The organism is Pelomonas sp. Root1237, assembly GCF_001425055.1.
Lineage (GTDB): Bacteria > Pseudomonadota > Gammaproteobacteria > Burkholderiales > Burkholderiaceae_C > Pelomonas.
Window position 1 is genome coordinate 82,636 of the sequence record NZ_LMDK01000005.1, and the last position, 19,565, is coordinate 102,200.

Consider the following 19,565-nt stretch of genomic DNA (forward strand, 5'->3'; position numbering starts at 1 on the left):
GCCGGCCCTACTTGCGCACGTTGTCCAGGTCGGGCGGCGGCGTGTAGCCCAGGTCGCGGGCACGCGCCTCGAACTGCGACGCCAGCAGCGGCTGGCCGGTGTTGCGGAAATGCAGGGCCAGCTCGTAGCTGGCAATGCCGTTGCCCAGGGCCACGGCGAACTGCATCCAGCCTTCGTAGCGCGATTGCGCGGCAGAGGAGCCATAGCCGCCAGTGTTCTGACCACGAACGCGCCAGGCCATGCGCGCGGCGGCGTCCTTGTCGCCGCGGCCGCAGCGCAGCAGATCCTGCCGCTGCTCGGCGGGCATGTCCGGGTTGAATGAAAAGGCCGAGCGGTACAAGCGCACGTCGCTGCGCTGCAGTGCCTTGAGCGCACTGCGCGCGCCGTCACGTGCCACCTGCACGCCAGGTGCGAAGGGACTCTCGGGCCGGGCCTTCAGGAAGTCCTCGGCCACCTGCACCACTTCGGCGGGCCAGGCCAGCTGCTCGAGCTTCTTCAGCACCGCGTCCTCGTCGATGTCGGGCGCCGCCGGCGCCACAGCACCTGCGCGCTTGGGCTCCACGTTCAGGCGCACGCGGGTGTGGTCGGCGATGAAGGGGTCCTGCGCGAGCTGGCGGATGGCGGCCACCGGGTGGTTGAGCATGGTCTCGCGCACGTCGCTGCGCACCAGTTGCATCAGCTCGGGGAAGGTCGTCTGGTCGGACACGCTGCCCATCAGCTTGACCAGCGACCCGGTGTAGAAGGTGTTCTGCGTCTCGACGGCCGGCGCGATGGCCGGCTTGCCGGCACCGGTGGAGAAGGTGATGAGGCAGCCCGGCGGCGCCTCGACCTGGTTCAGGCCCACCAGCTCGCCGGCACGCAGGCCGGTGCGGCAGGCATCGACGACCGCGATGATCATGCCCTCGCGGCGCGCGGGCAGGCGGCGCACGACGTCACTGAGCAGCTGCATGCTGCTGTTTTGCAGCAGCTCGCCCTTGGCCGAGGGATTGAGCCCGGCGGGCAGCAGCAGGTTGGACGCGTCCACTTGCACGCCGTGGCCGCTGAAGTAGAAGAACACGGTTGCATCCGCCGGGCTGGCGGCGGCTTCGGCGATGAAGACTTCCAGCGCACGGCGCGCTGCCGGCAGGTCCAGGTCCAGCGCCGACGTGACCTTGAAACCGCGTCGCTCCAGCACCGCCTCCAGGTCGCGCAGGTTCTTCGGAATCGGCGGCAGGTCGAAAGGCTGCGGATAGTTGCGGTTGCCCAGCAGCAGCGCCAGGCGGATCTCGGTGCTCGGCAGCTGAGAGTCCGCGGCGGCCCGCGCGACGGGCCGCACGGCCAGTCCCGCGCCCAGCAACGAGCCCCACAGGAAGCGGCGGCGCGCGAGGCGGGGGCAAGAATGGGTTTCGGGCAACACGCTCATGGACTCGCTGGCTTGCAGCTCAGCGCAGGCTGGGCCGCAGGGTCGCACAGTTCGGGCGGCTTGGCGCCCTCGCTGCCTTGGGTTGATGGCCGGCCGGGGCCGACCTCGGCGATGACGCCGGAACGCAAGCGCACCGTCACGTTCTCGGTGCGCACGGTCTCCTGGAAGCGGGCACGGCGGGCGTCCTCGGCGTCGCCATTGATGGAAGACAGGGCTCCAGAGGCCGCCGGCGTCAGCGGCAGGACTCCGTTATAGACCACCGGGATCTCCGTTGCCTGACTGGCCCCATCATGGAAGAAGCGATAGGCCGTGCCGCCGGTGGTGGGCTGGCTGCCAACCTCGGGGCCGATCAGCACGACCGCTGTCGAGCCTTGCGCACCGGCCTTGGGCAGCACGGTCAGATAGCCGGCGTTCGGTCCCGTCGTGCGCCCCCCCGTTGCAGTGGAACCCACCTCGATGCGGATGGGCTGGCCGTTGACGGCGCCAAAGCTGCCGGGCGTGCCGAAGGCGCCGGGCGCCAGCTCCAGCACCATGCCCGGTGCCGACAAGGCCCTGCCGAGCACGATCTCGTCGAACGGCATGCGGGCCACCAGCTTGGCGTCGCCGGCCGTGGCGAGCTGGTCGGCGCGGATGTAGATCAGGTCGGCCTCGATGCCGCTGCCCCCCACCCCCACCTGCTGGCCGGACACGCGCACCTCGGACTGCACGGCCTGGCCGCCCTTGGCATTCGGCGCCCAGGCGGAGTTGTAGTTCGCGCCGCTGAGCGCCGAGAGCTGGCCCTTGAAGCTGTTGGCATCCTGGGCCAGCAGCACCGAGCCGCCACCGGCGGCCTGCACCGACAGGGAGGCCCCCTCGGCGACCGTGATGGCGCTCGCGCTGCCCTGCTGCACGGTCGCCTCGGCCACCGCCAGCGGCTGGCCGGCGACCGGCACCTGGGCCGTGCCCTGCAGCGTGGCCTTGGCGTCGTCAGGCGCGGCCTGGGCCACCAACGCAAGGCTGCCGCCCGTGAGTTGCAGCTTGCCGTTGATGGCCAGGCGGCCCGCCTCGACGCGGCCGCCGCTCGACAGGGTCACGTCGCCCAGTTGCAGGCTGTCCTTGGCGGCCACCAGGGCCTGGCCGCCGCTCAGGCCCAGCGGCGCGCTGCCGAACTGGTTGGTGCTGCGGCTGGCGTCGATCAGCGTGCCGGTGAGCGTCAGCCCGGCCGCATTGCCCAGGGTCAGGCTGCCGGTGTAGACCTGCTCGGCCCGCGTCGTCAGGTCGCCGGCCAGGCGCACGCTGCCGGCGGCCTGCAGGGAGGCGATGGTCTCGGCGCCCCCCAGTTGCAGTTGGGCGCCGGCGGCCACCTGCACCGCGCTGGCGTCGGACAGGCGCTCGGCCGCCGTCGTGATGAGGCCGCCGCCCAGCACCTGGGTGGCGCCGCCGTAGCTGTTGGCGGCGCTGCCCAGCGTCACCTGGCCCTGGGTGATGACGAGACTGCCGCGGCCGCTGATGGCCTGGTCCAGCGTCAGCGCGTCGCTGCGCGAGAGCCGCAGCTCGCCCTGGTTCTGGATCTCGCCCGAACCCAGGGCGCCATTGCCGGTCAGCTGGATCGTGCCGGCCTCGATGACGGTGGCGCCGCTGTTGCGGTGCGCGGCCGTCAGCGTCAGCATACCGGCGCCCTGCTTGACCAGGCCACCGCTGCCGCTGACGACACCGTCGAAGCGGCCGTCGGCGCCATCGGCGCCGGCCGCCAGGGATGCGCCGTTCAGCACCAGGTTGCCGCCACCGTTCAGAGAGGCCACCGTCTGGCGCGCATTGGCCTGCACCTGCCCCGGCGCCTCGATGACGAGAGCGCTGGCCACCGCCAGGGTTTGCTCCGCATCCAGCACCAGGCTGCCGCCGTCGACCCGCGTGGCACCGGTGTAGAGGTTGGCGCCGCCCAGCGTCAGCGTGCCGCTGCCCGCCTTGCTCAGGCCGCCATCGCCGCCGATGACGCCGTCGAAGCGGCTGCTGCGGCCGCTGGCGCCCAGGACCAGCGTGTTGGCATTGAGCTGCACCTGGCCGGCACCGCTCAGCGCACCAAGGTCGACGTCGGTCAGCAACTCCAGCGTCGCACCGTCGGCCACGTTGACGCCAGCCGAGGTCGGCACGACCGGCGCTGTTGCTGCGCCGGCGGCCAAGGGTTTGACAGCGCCGGCGCCTTCGAGCTGCAGCGCGCCGGCATTGGCCTGCAGATCGCCCGCCAGCGTGTTGTGACCGGCCAGCGTGAAGACGCCGGTGCCGAGCTTGGCCAGGCCGCCGCTGCCGATGATGGCGCCATCCCAACGCGTATTGCCGCCATTGCTGCCGACGCCGAGCAGCGCCGCCTGCACGTCCACCGTGCCGGCGCCGGCGAGCGAGCCGAAGTTCAGGCTTTGCTGCACCGTCAGCGTGGCGTTCGCCTCCACGCTCACGGCCGTGACGTCGTTCAGCGCGGTGCTGCTCGCCAGCACCAGTTCACCCGCCGCCACGCGCGTCGCGCCGGTGTGGGCGCCGCTGCCGCTCAGCACGAAGCGGCCGCTGCCCAGCTTGGTCAGGCCGCCGCTGCCGGTGAGGCTGCCCGAAAAGCTCGTGTTCGTGCCATCCAGGCCCGTGCCCAGTGTGAAGCTGCCGAGCTCGACGCGGCCCGCGCCGGCGAGCGAACCGATGGCTTGGTCCTTGCCCAGGGCCAACAGCGCACCGCTGGCGATCTGCACCGCGCTTGCCGAGGGCAGCTCACCGGTGACGCGCAGGGTGCCGGAGGCGATGTCGGTCATGCCCCCGTAGTGATTGCTGCCGGCCAGCGTCAGTGTGCCGCTGCTGGCCAGGCGCAGGCCGAAGCCGGCACCGCCGTCGACTATTGAGCCGCTGATCGTCAGCCCGCCGGTGCCAGGCAGGAACTCCGTCACGGCCGCCTTCAGCGTCACGGCACCGGCCAGCGTGCCAGCACCCGAGATGTTGATCACGCGCCCGCCATTGGCCACCAGCTCCGCGCTCATGACGGCACCGTCGCGCAGATCGAGCTGGCCTGTGCCTTCGAGTTGCACCGCACCGCTGCCGGCCTGGGCCGAGGGCCCCGACAGCACCACGGTGCCCGAGTTGATGCGCGTGCCGCCGCTGTAGCTCTGCGCCGTCGTCGTCGTCAGGCTGCCGCTGCCGCTCATGACGAGCTCGCCGCTACCCGACAGCGGGCCCACCAGACTGATGGCACCGGGCCCGCCGAGTTCGAGCCGGGTCGAGACATTGCTCGCGTTGACGCTGTAGTCGGCCGCGCTGACAAGGCTGGCGATGCCGGCGCTGTCGATCGCGAAGTGCGCCAGGCTGTTGTCGGGCCGGGTCAGAGTGACATTGCCGCTGCCGGCCTTGATGGTCGTGAGGCCCGCGACCGTCAGCGCGCCGCTTTGCGTGACGGCAGCGCCGGTCGCCGCGGTGTCCACGCCCAAGCTGCCGTAGCTGCCGCCACCGAGATCCAGCGCGCCGGCCGACGTGACCTCGAGCTGGGCGGCATCGCCCGTGACCTTGAGACCGTCATGGCGTGCCGCATCACCATCGCGCAGTTGCACCTGTCCGAGGCTGGCGCCGGCCTGGGCCTTGAGCTCCACACGGTTGAGGTCGTTGCCCGCGCCATGGGTGGCCAGGTCGACGGGCACGGCCGCGCCGGTAGCGATCAGCGTCGTCAGGCCGCTCACCTGCAGCGGCCCGGTCAGCAGAATGCCCTTGGCCGCCGCGGCGCTGAGGCTGTCGCTGTGGCCGCCGCCCAGCGTCAGCAGGCCGCCACTGCTGAGCGTAAGCATCTTCACATCGCCGCTGAACGTCAGGTCCAGCGCGCTGCTGATGTCGGCGCTGGCGAAGCTGCCGCCGTTCACTCCGCGCATGCTGACCGTACCGAGCAACTGGTTGCCGGGCTGGTTCAGCACGAGATTCACGAGGCTGCCGTCGGCGATGAAATCGCTCGAGCCTGCGACAAACAGCGCACCGGTCTGGGTGAGGGTCGTTCCCCGGATCAGTGCCGTCAGATCGCCACTGACGCGGCCGCCGCCCAGCGAGATGTCGCCGCCGGCGCTCAGCTTGAGATCGCGCGTTGTGAAGCTGCCCAGGCGCAACGCGCCGCTGGCCACGAGGCTCACATCGCCGCCCAGCAGATGGATCGGGCCACCGAAGGCATTGGCGGCCTCGTTGAGCTGGATGGCGGCGCTGCCTGCGTCCAGTGTCGACGCGCCGGCGATGCTGAGGCCGCCAGCGACCTGGCCGATCGCGCCCCCGCCGCTGCTCGCTTTCAGTTCGCCGCGGACCGTGCCGCTGCCAAGCCGCAACACACCATTCGAGGCGACCGTCAGGTCGCCCACGTCCAGCAGGCCGAGGCTGAGCGGGCGACTGTTGATGAGCAGGGTGTTGCCGCCGGTAAGGTTGATGACTGTGCCGGCAAAGGCGTTGCCGGCCTGGCCGAGGCTGATGGCCGCGGCGCCAGCGTCCAGCGTGACTGCGCCGCTGACCGCGAGCGAACCGGTCTGGGTCAATAGCCCGCGGCTGACCGCCTTCAGCTCGCCGTCAATCTGGCCGCCGCCGAGGTTCAGCGCGCCGGCCACCTCCAGCGTCAGGGGACCGGTCGCGACGCTGCCCAGACTTAGGTCGCCGGCATTGCTCAGGGCCGTCGTGCCACCAGTCAGATTCACGAGGCCGCCCAGTTGGTTGGCCGCTTCTGTCAGCGTAATGTCGCCCGCTGCCTGCAGCGTGCTGCCGCCCGCCACGGCGAGGCCGCCCGCCATCTGAGTGATCGTGGCGCCTCGTGCGCTCAGCGCGCCGCTCAGGTTGCCGGTGCCCAGGATGATGCCGCCGTTGCTGCTCGCGTCCAGGCTGCGCAGAGCCAATGTGCCGAGGCTGAGGCCGGGCAGGCTGAACAGCGTCGCGTCGCGGGCGGCGAGGTTGATGACGCCGAGGAACTGATTGCCGGCGTGGGGCAGCGCGATGTCCGCGCCTCCGGCGTTGAGCGTGGCCACGCCACCGAACTGCAGTGCGCCAGATTGCGTGATGGCGTTGCCGCCGCTGCTTGCGAGCAGGGCACCGCCGATCACGCCCTGGCCCAGGTTGAGGGCACCGGCCGAATTCACGCTCAGGCTGTCTGTGGCGATATCGCCCAGGGTCAGCGCGCCGGCGGCGATGATTTGCACTGTGCCGCCGCCGAGCTGCACCAGGCCGCCCCAGTCGTTGTCGGGGCGGATCAACGTGATCGCGCCGCCGCCAGCCTTCAGCGTCGCCGGGCCGCTGACCGCCAGAGCGCCGCTCTGCGTGAGGGCTGCGCCGGTGGCGCTCGTGTCAGCCATCAGACTGCCGTAGCGGCCGCCGCCCAAGTCCAGCGCACCGGCTGAGGTGATCTCCAGGCTGGCCGCGTCGCCCAGCAACTGCAGGCCGTCGTGCCGGCTGCCGTCGCCATCGCGCAGCTGCACACGGCCGAGACTACCGCCGGCCTGGGTCTGCAACTGCACGCGGTTCAGGTCGTTGCCAGCATGGACCATGTCGACTGGCATGACCGTGCCGCCCTGGGCGATCAGGGTCGTCAGGCCGCTGACCTGCAGCGCGCCGGTTTGCACGATGCCGCTGTGGGCCGCGGCCGTCAGCGTCGTGCTCCGGCCACCGCCAAGGGTCAGCAGGCCGCCGCTGCTGAGCTTCAGCGTCTGAACATCGCCGCTGAAGCTCAGGTCCAGCGCGCTGCTGATGTCGGCGCTGGCGAAGCTGCCGCCATTTACTCCGCGCATGGCGATGCCGCCCAGCAACTGGTTGCCCGGCTGGTCCAGCACCAGAGTGGCCAGGCCGCCATCGGCGACGAAGTTGGCCACGCCGTTGACCGTCAGCGCCGCGGACTGGCTGATCCTGCTGCCACGCGTGGTGGCCGTGAGCTCGCCATTCACGGTGCCGCCACCGAGGTCGAGGTCGCCACCGGCGCTGGCCTTGAGGTCATGCACCGCGAAGCTGCCCAGGTGCAGGGCGCCGCTGTTGGCCAGGGTCACATCGCCCCCCACCAGGCTGACCGCGCCGGCAAAGGCATTGCCCGCCTCGGCAAGATCGATGTTGCCGCTGCCGGTACTCAGCGTGGACGCCCCGCTGACCGCCAGGCCGCCGGAGGCCTGCGTGATGGCCGCACCGCCGGCATTGAGGTTGCCCCCCACCGTGCCTGTCCCCAGGCGCAGCGCGCCGGAGGCCGACGCCGTCAGCCCGCCGACATTGAGGCTGCCCAGGCTCAGCGCGCCGGCACCCGTGATGACGGTGGTGCCGCCACGCAGGTCGACGCTGCCGGCGAAGGCATTGCCGGCCTGGCCGAGCGAGATGCCGGCGCTGCCCGCATTCAGGCTGGTGCCGCCGCTCACTGACAGGGCACCCGACTGGCTGATGGCGCCGCTGCTGACTGCCGTGAGGGTCCCGCCAACGACCCCGCTGCCAAGGTCCAGCGTGCCGGCCGCATTCAGCGTCAGGCCGGCGGTGGCCAGCGTGCCCAGGCGCAGGCCGCCGGCGTTCGTGACCGCGCTGGCACTGCCACTCAGGCTGACGACGCCGTTGAGGTGATTGGCCGCATCGGTCAGCGTGATGCCTGTCGTCGCCTGCAGCGTCGCGTTGCCGGCGACGGTAAGGCCGCCGGCGATCTGTGTGATGGCGCCGCCGAGGGCGCGCGCGGTCAACGCGCCGCTGAGCGTGCCGCTACCCAGCGTGATGCTGCCGTTGCTGGTGGCGTCCAGGCTGTTGAAGCTCAGCGTGCCGAAGCTCAGGCTGGGCTGGTTGAAGAGGGTCACCGCATTGCCGGTCAGGCTCAGCGCGCCGAGGAACTGGTTGCCGGCGTTGGCCAGCGTGATGTTGCCGCTGCCGGAGGTGAAGGCGGCGGAGCCGGTCACATGCAGCGAGCCGGACTGGCTGATGGCGCCATTGCCGCTGTTGGCCACGAGGTTGCCCGTGACATTGCCCTGGCCCAGGTTCAGCGGGCCGGCAGCGCCCACCGTGAGGTCGCCGGTGGTCAACGGCCCCAAGGTCAGCCCGGCCGCGGTCTTCACCTGGGTAACGCCGCCCTTGAGCGTGACCAGGCCGCCGAGCTGGTTGCTGGTGTTGTTGAGGGTGATGGCGGCGCTGCCCGCATCCACGTTCAAGGCGCCGGTCAGGCTGAGCGGCGCACTCTGGGTCACATCGCCACCGGCTTTCAGCACGAGGGAGTGGATGCTGACCGCGCCGAGATCGACGGCACTGGTGTCGGTGAGGCGCACGTCGCGGCCGGTCAGCGCCACGGCGCCGGTCCAGCCGTTGGCCGCGTCGTCCAGCGTGATGTCGGCCGTGCCCGCGTTGATGCTGGAAGTGCCACTGACGCTCAAGCCGCCGGCGGCCTGGGTGATCGCGCCATTGCCGCTGGTGGCGGCCAGATTGCCGGCAACAGTGCCGTGGCCCAGGTTCATGGCGCCAGCGCTGTTGGCTGTGAGCGCGCCGGTGTCCAGCGTGCCAAGCGTCAGCGCGTTGGTGGTGCGCAGCTGCGTGGCGCCACCCTTCAGCGTGACCATGCCACCCAGCTGGTTGCCGGTGTTCGCCAGGGTGATGGCCGAAGCGCCCGCGTCCACGCCCAGGGCGCCGGTCAGGGCTATGGTCGTGCCCGCGCCCTGGCTGACGGCGCCGCCCGTCGTCAGCGTCAGCGAGGTGGCATTGACATGGCCCAGCGTGACAGCACTGCTGCCGGTGAGCACGGCATTCCTGCCGGTCAGCGCGACCGCGCCGGTCCAGCTGTTGGCCAGGTCACCCAGCGTGATGTCGGCGCCGCCGGCGTTGAGGGTTGCGGTGCCGGTGACGCTCAAGCCGCCAGCAGCCTGCGTGACGGCACCGCTGCTGGTGGCGCTGAGGGCGCCGCCGATGCTGCCCGTGCCAAAGCCCAGTGCGCCGCCAGCCAGGATCTGCAGCGAGCCGGTCGCCAGGCCGCCCAGCCCCAGCGCGCCCTGGCTCCTGATCTGGGTGGTACCGCCGGTCAGCGAGACCAGGCCAGTGAACTGGTTTGTCGCCGCGTCCAGCGTGATGGCCTGGCCGCCGGCATCGAAGCTGCTCGTGCCCGCGGCGCTGATGCGGCCGCCGGTCTGGTTGATGACACCGCTGGTGCTGGTCACGGCGAGGGCAGCGGTGGCCGTGATGTCATGCGCCAGCGTGGCCGACTGGCCCTTGAGCGTGACGGCGCCGCCCTTGAGCGTGCCGAAGGTGCTGAACACGCCACCGCTGGACAGGGTCAAGGCTTCGGTGCCGGTGTCGATATTGCTCGTGCCGGCCGGCAGGATGAGGGTGCCGCCCGCCTCCAGCTCCAGGCCCTTGTTGGGCTGCTGGGTCAGCGCGAAGAGGTTGAGGTTGTTGGCGCTGCGCAATGACACCGCGCCGCCCGTGGCGGTGATGGCGCCCTGCAGATCGTTGCTGGCCTGGTTCAGCGTGATGTCCGCCGCGCCGGCGTTCAGCGTCGTCGCACCGGTCAGCGTCAGGCCACCGGTCTGCGTGATCGCGCCGCCGTTGCTCGTCGCGCTCAGCGTGCCGGTGACGCTGCCCTGGCCGAGACCGAGGTTGCCAGTCGATGTGACCGTCAGGTCGCCGGTGTTCACTGTGCCCAGTGTCAGCGCGGCACTGTCCGTCACGCCGGTGGTGCCGCCGCTGAGGCTGACAACGTCGCCGAATTGGTTGGTCGGCTGGTTCAGGCTGATGACCGAGCCGCCGGCCGAGACCGTCGTCGTGCCGGTGACGAGCAGGCTGCCGCCGGTCTGGTTGACGTCGCCGCTGGCCGTCGTCAGCTTCAGCGTGCCGCTGGCCGTGATGTTCTGGCCCAGGCTGAGGCCGGTCTGGGCCTGAAGCTCGACGTTGTGGCCGGCCAGCACGCCGCCCATGGTGAAACTGCCGCCGCTGATCAGCGCCAGGTCGGCGGTGCCAGTGTTGATGTTGGCGACCGGGCCAAGGATGAGGTTGGCACCGGCAGACAGCGTCAGCGCGCGATTGGCGGGCTGGGTCAGGCTGAGGATTTCAAGATCGCCGCCGGAGCGCAGGTCCAGCGAGTTGCCGACCAGGTTCAGGCCATGCCACTGGTTGCTGGTGTTGGGCAGGCTGATGTTGCCGGCCGTGGTGGCATCCAGCGTGGCGATGTCGCTGACCGACAACGCGCCCGTCTGGCTGATGGCGCCGCCGTGGCTGCTGGCACTCAGCGTGCCGTTGATGCTGCCTTGCCCCAAGTTCAGCGCACCGCCGGCCGTGGTGCTGACGGTCAGGTCGCCGGTGTTCAGCGTGCCCAGCGTCAACGGGTTGCCGCCGCCGTTGCCCAGCGTCGTGGTACCGCTGGTGGTGAGGCTGACCGCGCCTTGCAGGTTGTTGGCCGACGTCAGCGTGATGTTGCCGCTGCCGTTGCTCAAGGCTGTGGTGCCGCTGATCGTGAGCGCGCCGCCCTGCGTGATGGCACCGGCGCCCGTCGTCGTCGCGCTGAGGTTGCCGGTGACCGTGCCGCTGCCCAGGCCCAGATTGGCATTGCTGGTGGAGACGGTCAGGGCGTGGGTGTTCAACGTGCCCAGCACCAGCGCGTTGCCGTTGCCATTGGCGATCTGCGTCGTGCCGGTGGTGGTGATGCCGACGGCGCCCTGCAGGTTGTTGGCCGAGGTCAGCGTGATGCTGCCGCTACCGTTGCCCAAGGCCGTGGTGCCGGTCACCGTCAGCACACCGCCCTGCGTGATGACGCCGGTGCCGGTGGTGGTGGCGCTGAGGTTGCCGGTGACGGTGCCGCTGCCCAGGCCGAGATTGGCATTGCTGGTGCTGACCGTCAGGGCGCGAGTGCTGAGCGTGCCGAGGGTCAGCGCGTTGCCGCTGGCATTGCTGAGCTGCGTGGTGCCCGTCGTCGTGACGCTGACCGCACCTTGCAGGTTGTTGCCCGACGTCAGGTTGACGTTGCCGCTGCCGTTGCTGAGGCCGCTGCTGCCGGTCACTGTCAGCGCGCCGCTCTGGGTGATGGTGCCGCTGCCCGTCGTCGTGGCGCTCAGGGTGCCGGCCACCGTGCCGCTGCCCAGGTCGATGTCGGCATTGCTGGTGCTGACCGTCAGCGCGCCGGTGTTCAGCGTGCCCAGGGCGAGGGCCTTGCCGCTGCCGTTGACGACCTGACTGCTGCCCGTGCTGGTGAGGCTGACCGCGCCCTGCAGGTCGTTGGCCGCCGCCAGCGTGATGCCGCCGCTGCCGCTGCTGAGGCCGCTGGTGCCGGTCACCGTCAACACACCGCTCTGCGTGATGGCGCCGGTGCCGGTCGTCGTCGCGCCGAGGTTGCCGCTGATGGTGCCGCTGCCCAGGCCCAGGTTGGCGCCGCTGGTGTTGACCGTCAGGTCGCGCACGCTCAGCGTCCCCAGGGTCAGGGCCTTGCCGCTGCCATTGCTGATCTGCGTGGTGCCGGTCGTCGTGACGCTGACGGCCCCCTGCAGATCGTTGGCCGAGGTCAGCGTGATGTCGCCGCTGCCATTGCTGAGGCTGCTGGTGCCCGTCACCGTCAGCGCGCCGCTCTGCGTGAGCGTGCCGTTGTTCGTCGTCGTCGCGCTGAGGTTGCCGCCGACGGTGCCGCTGCCCAGCACCAGGTCGGCATGGTTGGCGCTGACGGTCAGCGCGCCGGTGTTCAGCGTGCCCAGGGTCAGGGTGTTGCCATTGGCATTGCTGAGCTGGGTGGCGCCGGTGCTGGTGATGCTGACCGCGCCCTGGAAGTCGTTTCCGGCCGTGGTCAGCGTGATATTGCCGCTGCCATTGCTGAGGGCCGTCACGCCCGTCACCGTCAGCGCGCCGCCTTGCGTGAGGGTGCCGGTGCCCGTCGTCGTCGCGCTGAGGGCGCCGGTGACCGTGCCGCTGCCCAGGGCCAGGGCGGCGCCGCTGGTGCTGACGGTCAGCGTGCGCGTGCTCAGCGTGCCCAAGGTCAGCGCATTGCCGCTGCCATTGGCGATCTGCGTCGTGCCGGTGGTCGTGATGTCGACCGCACCTTGCAGATTGTTGGCCGAGGCCAGCGTGATATTGCCGCTGCCGTTGCTCAGGGTCGTGGCGCCGGTCACCGTCAGTGCGCCGGTCTGCGTGAGCGTGCCGCTGCCTGTCGTCGTCGCGCTGAGGTTGCCGGTGACGGTGCCGCCGCCCAGGTCCAGATTGGCGCCGCTGGTGCTGACGGTGAGCGCATGGGTGCTCAATGTGCCCAGGGTCAGCGCCTTGCCATTGCCATTGCCGAGTTGGGTCGTGCCGGTGCTGGTGATGCTGACCGCGCCCTGAAGGTCGTTGGCCGAGGTCAGCGTGATGTTGCCGCTGCCATTGCTCAAGGCCGACGTGCCGGTCACCGTCAGTGCGCCGCTCTGCGTCAGCGTGCCGGTGCCCGTCGTCGCTGCACTGAGGTTGCCGCCAACCGAGCCGCTACCGAGGTCCAGATTGGCATTGCTGGTGCTGACGGTCAGGCCGCCAGCGCTCAGCGCGCCCAGGGACAAGTCCTTGCCGCTGCCATTGACGAGTTGCGCATTGCCGGTGGTGGTGACGCTCACCAGCCCCCGCAGGTCGTTGCCCGAGGCCAGCGTGATGTTGCCGCTGCCGTTGCTCAAGCCCGTGGTGCCGGTCACCGTCAGCGCACCGCCTTGGGTGATGGTGCCGGTACCGGTCGTCGTCGCGCTGAGGTTGCCGGTGACGGTGCCGCTGCCCAGGTTCAGGTTGGCGGCGGTGGCGCTGGCGGTGAGGGCATGGGTGTTCAGCGTGCCCAGGGTCAGCGCATGGCCGCTGCCATTGCTGACCTGGGTGATGCCGGTGGTCGTCAGGCTGACCGCGCCCTGCAGGTTGTTGCTGGCCGCCGTCAGCGTGATGTTGCCGGACCCCGTGGTGACACCCGTCGTGCCAGTCACCGCCAACGCGCCGGCCTGCGTGATCGCGCCGCTGCCGCTGGTGGTGACGCCGACATTGCCCGTGACCGTGCCGGTCGGCAGGACGACGTCGCCGCCAACGCTGCTGAGGGTCAGGCCTGCGCTGGTGACGCTGCCCAGTGCGACGGTGCCCGCGCCCGAACTTGTCGCGGCCAGACTGCCGCCGCCTGTATTGATGGTGCTGCCGGTGATGTCGCCACCGGCCTGCAGGACGACGTTGAGGGCACCTACCCCCGCGCCGATGCTGCCGGCGCTGAAGCTGATGTTGCGCAAGGCGATCAGGTTCAGCGTGGCCGCGCCGGTAGGCACGATGGCGGCCTGGACGTCGATGTCGCCATGTTGGCCGTTGGTGCCCAAGGCCAGGGTCTGCACCGTCACCGACGTGCCGCCGGACAGCGCATTGTTGAGGGCGCCAACGTCGACCACGGCGGCATCGTCCGTGCTGGCGAAATTCGGCGCCGCGCCAACGTTGGTGTTGGTGCCGCTGTTGGCCTTGATGACCACGTCGTTGGGGTCGAGCAGCCACTGGCCCGACCGCCCCAGCGGTGCGCCGGCGTCAACGCGGCCGAGCAGGTTGAGCTGCTGGCGGCCCGAGGTCTCGACCATGCCGCCATTGCCCCCCAGACGCCCGCCGCGGGCCCAGATGCTGCCGAGCATGTCGGTGCGTCCGTCAGCCCAGACGGCGATGCGGCCGCCATCGCCCCGTTCGGTGGCACTGGCGCGCAGCTCAGCGCCGGCACCTATCCAGGTCTGCTCGGCGTTGTGCTCGGTGCCCCTGCCCTCGAAGCCGCCACCGACCTGCAGGCTGCCGCCGCCGAGGCGCCCGGACGCGTCCAGCCGGGCGCCGTCCAGCAGCGCGAGCTTCTGGCCCAGCACGGTGATGCTGCCGCCTCGTTCGCCGCTGGCGTCCAGGCCGCCGTTGACTGTGGTGATGCCGGCCGTGCCGCCGTCGATGACGATGTGCCCGCCCTGCTGGCTCAAGCCCCGCGCCTGCACGATGCCGTCCATGTTCAGCACCTGGCCGGCCGCGCCGCCGCGAGCCTGGGCGCGCAGCTCGGCGCTGCCGTCGGCCTGCACGCGGCCGTTGAACTTCAGCGCGACGTCGCGGTTGTCGTTGTTGCGCAGATTGAAGAGGACAAGGCCGTCGCCCTCCACGTCGACCTGCACGGTGGTCGCTGCGCCCAGGCCGACGCGCCGCGCCGCGATGCTGCCGCCAACGCTGAGCTGGGGGGCGACCAGCGCCACCGTGCCGCCCGGCGCGCTGATGCTGCCATCAGCCTGCAGCGCGCTGGCGCCCGCGCCCGCCGAGAAGCGGTAGTTGCCGGCGATGAAGGCGGTGTCGGACAGGTCCAGCGTGGACGCGACGAGACCGCCGACATCCACCTGCGATCCCCGCCCGAAGACGATGCCGCGCGGGTTGATCAGGAAGACCCGGCCATTGGCCTGCAACTGCCCCAGGATCAGCGACGGGTCACCACCGACGACGCGGTTCAGCAGCACCGAGTTGACGCTGGGCTGTTGGATACGCAGGCCCTCGCCCGCGGCGATGGAGAAGCTCTGCCAGTTGACGATGGCCTTGTCGCTGCTCTGCTGGATCAGGCCCGGGCGAATTGCGACCTGGCCCTGCACGACCTGGGCGCCTTGAGGCAGCGCATGGGCAGCCGGATAGGCTGCGGCAAGGCACAGAGCGAGGGCGAGGGGTTGCAGGCGCCACATCAGAAGCTCCACGATCCCTGGGCATACAGGCGCAGCTTGCTCGACTGGCTTTCGGTGCTGGCATGGCCGTGCGTGGGCGTGGCCAGGCTCATGCGGAAGGCATACGCGTTGCCGCGCGCCCATACCAGGGACAGCCCCGCGCCGCCCAGCCAGGCGCGGTTCACGTAGCCGGGCTCGCGCAGCACGAGGTTGGGATCATGGCGGTACCGGATGAAGGCGCCGTCGTAGAAGGCCGCCAGCACCAGCTCGCTGGCCCAGCGCCCGAACAGGCTGGCCGGCGGCAGCCAGCGCAGCTCCAGGCTGGCGACGGCGCCGCTGTCGCCCGTGCCTTCGCCCGGCGCATAGGCGCGCACGCCGTTCGGGCCACCGGCGCGGAACTGCTCGGTCGAGTCGAGGTTGGACAGGGCCCACTGGCCGCGCATCGTGAAATAGGCCAACAGCCGATTGCTCAGCACGTTCTGCAGCCGCGAGGCCGCGAAGCTGAGCTTGCGAAAGCTCGCCGCATCGTCGCCACCGCTGGGCGCACCGGCCGGGAAGTTGAGCCGGCCCTGCGCCAGGTTGAGCTCGAAGGTGTTGACGCTGCCGGTCAGCAGGCTGTCGCGAAAATCGCCGCTGACACCGACGCTGGCGTCTTCCACATGCTTCTTCGTCGACAGGGCCGCGACCTTGTCGACATAGCGCTTGGCGTCGACGGCTCCCAGCGCGAACAGGTTGAGGTTGCGCGAACGCACCCAGGGGTAGAGAGCGAAGAGGTTGAGCGTCGTGCCGGTGCCGTCCAGGCCGAGGGGGAATTCCTTCTTGTCGAGCTGATAGCGCACCGCCGACAGCGACGCGCCGGCCTTGAAGCCGTCGGCACCGATGGGGCTGGTGTAGCCCAGCAGCGCGAACAGCAGGCCGCCGCCGGTGGAGGCCAGCACTGATGCCGACAGACCGTCGCCGCGGCCCAGCGGGCTGGCCATGACGACCTGGGCCCCCAGGCGCTGGGCACCGATGACCTTGGAGCCGTTGAGGTCGCCGTCGACGCTGCCGCTGTAGCGCGATTCGGCGCGCGGCGTGAATTCGAGGATGGCGGTGCCCGGCGCGCTGCCGGCCTTGACCTCGGCCCGCGTGACGATGCCGCGCAGGTCGTTGATGAGGAAGACCGTGCGCTCGACGGCTTCCACCGTCAGCACGTCGCCGGGCTTCAGGCGTGCCAGATAGGCCTCGACGACCTCACGGTCCACCGGCAGGCCGTCGCTCCAGTTCAGCACGACCCGGTCCAGGCGCCCCTCCAGCACGGCGATGCGCACCGTCTGGCCATCGAAGGTCTGCTCCGGGATGTAGGCGTAACCCAGGTAGAGCCCCAGGTCGCGCTGCAGGAAGCGGGTCACCTCGTTGGCAGCGTTGACGAGATCCTCGAAGCCACGGTCCTTGCCGACGAAGGCAGCAGTCAATCGCGGCAGGGCCTCGCGCAGGGCGGCTGGGGCGTCGGGCGACAGGCTGTAGGCGGTGACGTCGATTTTGAGCTCGTCGTCGGGCTTGCCGAGCTCGCGCGTGACCTGCTGCGGACGCTCGGGCGGCAGCTCGGTGTTGCGAGCCTCGGGCGGGCGGGCCAGCTCGGCCGGTGTCGGCACCACCGGCGGCGTGCCGGCGGCCCAGGCCGAAGCACAGGCGAGCCACTGCGCGGCCAGCAGGCTGAGGCGCAAGGGCGAGCGGCAGTGGCGGGGATCGAGCAGCAAGGTCGGGTCCGTAGCAGGGGCGGCGGGCATGACCTGGCGGTCGCACCCGTGGTGAGTCACGACTCTGGCGTTTGAGTTCCGCGCGAGTCCCGTAAATGAGCGGATGCCGTCCGACAAGCGTGCTGCGCCGACCTGGGCACACTGGGTCCATGGCTGACTTGATCACCCGCCGCCCCGAGGGCCTGTATTGCGAGGCGGGCGGCTTTCATATCGACCCCTGGCGGCCGGTGGCGCGTGCCGTCATCACCCACGCCCATGCCGACCATTGCCGCGAGGGCCACGGCGCCTACCTCGCCCACAGCGACGCCGAAGGGCTGATGCGCTCCCGCATGGGTCCCGACATGGCCTTCCAGGGCCTGGCCTATGGCGAGCCGTTGCAACTGGGCGAGGTAACCGTCAGCCTGCACCCTGCCGGCCATGTGCTGGGCTCGGCCCAGGTGCGGGTGGAACACCGCGGCGAGGTCTGGGTCGTGTCGGGCGATTACTTCGTCAGCGGCGCGGTGAATGCTGAGGGGGAGGCCAACACCACCTGCGCGCCCTTCGAGCCGGTGCGCTGCGATGTCTTCATCACCGAAGCCACCTTTGCCCTGCCCATCTACCGCTGGGCACCGCAGACCGAGGTGCTGGCCGAGATGCGCACCTGGTGGGCCGATTGCGCGGCCCAGGGCAAGCAGGCGCTGCTGATGGGCTACAGCCTGGGCAAGGCGCAGCGGCTGGTGGCGGGGCTGGCAACCGCGGACGCACCTGGGCCGGTGCTGGTGCATGCAGCGGTTGCGCGGCTGAACGAGGCCTATCGCGCGGCGGGCGTGGCCCTGCCGGAGGTGGAGACCGTGACGCCGGAAACGAACTTCAAGGCGCTGCGCGGCGCGCTCGTCATCGCACCGCCGGCCGTGCAGGACAGTCGCTGGGCCAAAGCGCTGGGGCCGCACAGCGACGCCTTTGCCAGCGGCTGGATGCGGTTGCGCGGCGCCCGCCGGCGCCGCAGCGTGGACCGCGGCTTCGTCTTCAGCGACCACGCGGACTGGCCGGGGCTGCTGTCGGCCATTCAATCGACCGGCGCCCAGCGCGTCATCGTCACGCATGGCGACGAAGGCGCGCTGGTGCGCTACCTGAGCGAACTGGGCCTGCAGGCCGAGGCCTTTGCGACCGAGTACGGCGACGAGACGCATGGCGTGGAGGCGGCGCAATGAAGCGCTTTGTCGCCCTCTACCTCGCCATCGACGCCAGCACGTCCACACTGGCCAAGGTGGCGGCATTGAAACGCTACCTGGCCGACGCGCCCGCGCGTGATGCGGCCTGGGCCGTCTATCTGCTGGCCGGCGGCACGCCGCGCCGAGCGGTGCCCACGAGCGAGCTGCGAGCACTGGCCTGCGAGGCGGCGGGTTTGCCGGAGTGGCTGTTCGAGGCCGGCTATGCCGTCACCGGCGACCTGGCGGAGGCCATCGCTTACGTGCTTCCCGACCCGCAGGACAAGCTCGACGAGCCGCTGGCCGACTGGATGGAGCAGCGCATCCTGCCGCTGCGTGCGCTCGACGCAGCGGCGCGACGCGAGGCCGTGTTGAGCGCGTGGCAGGGCCTGTCGGCGGACGAGCGCTTCATGTTCGTCAAGCTGGTGGGCGGGGGCTTTCGCGTCGGTGTCAGCAAGCTGCTGGTGCAGCGGGCGCTGGCCGAGTGGTCTGGGGCCGACGCGGCCGGCATCGCGCAGCACATGATGGGCTACACCCAGATCGACACGCCGCCGACGGCCGCGCGCTTCCAGGCGCTGCTGGCCGAGGACACAAGCGGCTCTCGTGGCGGCCAGCCCTACCCCTTCTTCCTGGCGCATGCGCTGCCCGGCGAGCCCGCTGCGCTGGGCGAGCGCGGCGACTGGCTGGCGGAATGGAAGTACGACGGCATCCGCGCCCAGGTGGTCAAGCGCAACGGCCAGGCGTGGATCTGGTCGCGCGGCGAGGAGCTGGTGACGGAACGCTTTCCGGAGGTGGTGCTGGAAGCGAGCACCTGGCCGGACGGCACCGTCGTCGACGGCGAACTGCTGGCTTGGCGGCACGGCGAGGCGGAGCCGGCGCCCTTCGCGCTGCTGCAAAAGCGCATCGGCCGCACCAAGCTGTCCAAGGCCATCCTGGCCGAGGCGCCGGTGCGGCTGCTGGCTTATGACCTGCTGGAGAGCGACGGGGTTGATCGGCGGCAGGAGCCCATGCACATCCGTCGCGCGCGGCTGGAGCAGTTGGGCATCGCGACATCGCCGCTGGTGGAAGCGGACGAATGGTCTGACCTAGCCGCCGCCCGCGAAGGCTCGCGCGAGCGTCGTGTCGAAGGCCTGATGCTGAAGCACCGTGAGTCAGCCTATGGCATCGGCCGCACCGTCGGCGCTTGGTGGAAGTGGAAGGTCGCACCGCTGAGCGTGGATGCCGTGTTGATCTACGCCCAGGCCGGCCATGGCCGCCGTGCCAACCTCTATACCGACTACAGCTTTGCCGTCTGGAATCGCGCGCCGCGGGATGCGGCGGAGGCCGAGGCCGCGCTCGATTCGACAGGCGGCGAGCTGATGCTGGTGCCGTTTGCGAAGGCCTACTCGGGGCTGACCGACGAGGAGATCAAGGGCGTGGACCGCGAGATCCGCAAGACTACGGTGGAGAAGTTCGGGCCGGTGCGGCGCGTGCGGCCGACGATGGTGTTCGAGCTGGGCTTCGAGGGCATTCAGGCGAGTACGCGGCACAAGAGCGGGATCGCGGTAAGGTTTCCGCGGATGCTGAGGATTCGGGAGGACAAGCCGTTGTGGGAGGCGGATACGTTGGCGTCGTTGAGGGCCTTGATGGATGCGGTGGCGTGATGTTGGTT

General features: G+C 70.6%; 5 protein-coding genes. 2 read left to right on the forward strand and 3 right to left on the reverse strand.

The genetic code is table 11. The annotated features are described in order from the left end of the window. Window positions 1-7 precede the first annotated feature (7 nt). From ASC91_RS06720 to ASC91_RS06730, 3 genes are read right to left on the reverse strand one after another with little or no spacing between them, the layout of a single operon-like run. Window positions 8-1,402 (reverse strand): caspase family protein, encoded by a 1,395-nt coding sequence (locus ASC91_RS06720; RefSeq protein WP_157281239.1) that lies wholly within the window; start codon window positions 1,400-1,402, stop codon window positions 8-10. Further along, window positions 1,399-15,009 carry a filamentous hemagglutinin N-terminal domain-containing protein gene (locus ASC91_RS06725; protein ID WP_056194162.1) on the reverse strand — a complete coding sequence of 4,537 codons (13,611 nt, stop codon included), beginning with the start codon at window positions 15,007-15,009 and terminating at the stop codon, window positions 1,399-1,401. Before ASC91_RS06725 ends, ASC91_RS06720 begins: the two co-directional genes overlap by 4 nt. Next, window positions 15,009-16,727 (reverse strand): ShlB/FhaC/HecB family hemolysin secretion/activation protein, encoded by a 1,719-nt coding sequence (locus ASC91_RS06730; RefSeq protein ID WP_056194165.1) that lies wholly within the window; start codon window positions 16,725-16,727, stop codon window positions 15,009-15,011. Before ASC91_RS06730 ends, ASC91_RS06725 begins: the two co-directional genes overlap by 1 nt. 149 nt (window positions 16,728-16,876) lie before the next feature. On the opposite strand from ASC91_RS06730, the gene ASC91_RS06735 reads away from it, so the two are divergent. Both ASC91_RS06735 and ASC91_RS06740 read left to right on the forward strand, forming a co-directional pair. Beyond that, window positions 16,877-17,917, forward strand: a complete 1,041-nt coding sequence (locus ASC91_RS06735) for a ligase-associated DNA damage response exonuclease (RefSeq protein ID WP_056194167.1) — start codon at window positions 16,877-16,879, stop codon at window positions 17,915-17,917. Further along, window positions 17,914-19,557 carry an ATP-dependent DNA ligase gene (locus ASC91_RS06740; protein WP_056194170.1) on the forward strand — a complete coding sequence of 548 codons (1,644 nt, stop codon included), beginning with the start codon at window positions 17,914-17,916 and terminating at the stop codon, window positions 19,555-19,557. Before ASC91_RS06735 ends, ASC91_RS06740 begins: the two co-directional genes overlap by 4 nt. The last annotated feature ends 8 nt before the right edge of the window (window positions 19,558-19,565 follow it).